This window comes from Streptomyces sp. NPDC005070, from assembly GCF_053600395.1.
This window is the reverse complement of record NZ_JBSFZS010000581.1, coordinates 1-1,093: the sequence shown is the minus strand read 5'-3', so window position 1 is coordinate 1,093 and position 1,093 is coordinate 1. Positions and strand designations below refer to the sequence as shown.

Genomic DNA, 1,093 nt, shown 5'->3' with positions numbered 1-1,093 from the left:
GGCCGCCGGGAGCGCCCCCATCGTCGAGTTCCTGCCGGGAGGCCGCATAGGCGAGCGCGCCCCAGCCGAGCACCGCCTCGGCGAGCGGGACGGCGAGTTCGCCGTTGAACTGGCTCAACTGGTCGGCCGCGTAACGGCAGTGGCCGCAGGCGTTCATGTGGTTCCGCAGGTCGGGGTCGAGGCCGGTGCCGCCGCGCCGGAAGGAGACGTCGAGCATGCGGTGGTAGCGGCGGCACTCCTGGCTGGGGGCGAGTTCGTGGTGGATCTCCAGACACCCCTGCCGCAGCCGCTCCCTGGCCCGCTCCAGTTCGGTGACCGCGTCCTCGGGGAAGATGCCCAACAGGGCCGCGGGGATCTCCGGTTGTTCGGCTTCCACCTCCCCGTGCCACAGCAGGCAGCGGGCCGGCTCGGGCAGGCGCTGGAACGCCCGGGAGATCAGGCGTCTGTTCTCCGGGGGAAGCAGCCGTGCCGCCGCCCGGTCCGCGCGGTCCGCTTCGGCCAGGAGCCCGGGATCGAGCAGTTCGCGCCGCGGGTCCATCAGCCACTCGGCGGCTATGCGGCGGACGGTGACGAGCAGGTGGGGGCGCCAGGCGGCGCTCGGTCCGCCCTGGTGCAGCGAATCCCCGAACAGACGCGTGAATGACGCGGTGGTGAGCATTCCGGCGGGCCGTACACCGCCGGTGCACATCCGCGCGTAAGAGAACACGGCCTCCCAGTGGCGGTCCAGGAGTTCCCCGACCGGATAGTTCGCGGTTGCGCCGCCCCGCCTCTTCAGCTCGGCCGCGAGCCGTTCATCCGAAACCTCGAACACACGGTCGGGGTCAGACGAATGAGGCAGCGTTCCGTCATTCACGTCCGCTTTCCTTCCAAAGGCAGCGCGGCAAATAGTCCATACCAATGGGTATGTAGACCGCCCGTCGGAGCCGGAGGTCCTACCCATGGGGGCCGGCGTCGCGAACGCCCACCTCCGGCAGCACTTTCGGGCGAGAGGGGGCGGGCGCGCCGCGCGCGTGCAGAACGGCGGCGACCGCCTCTGTCGTTGAGCCCAGCAGCCCGGCACGCGGCAATCATCACCCGCGTCGCCCCCGCCGAG

Annotated in this window: 1 protein-coding gene; it reads right to left on the bottom strand. The window is 71.3% G+C overall.

The annotated features are described in order from the left end of the window. Positions 1-811, bottom strand: an 811-nt coding sequence (locus tag ACWEBX_RS41320; RefSeq protein ID WP_451889804.1) for an RNA polymerase sigma factor, incomplete at its 3' end; no start/stop codon positions are given. Between the last annotated feature and the right edge of the window lie 282 nt (positions 812-1,093).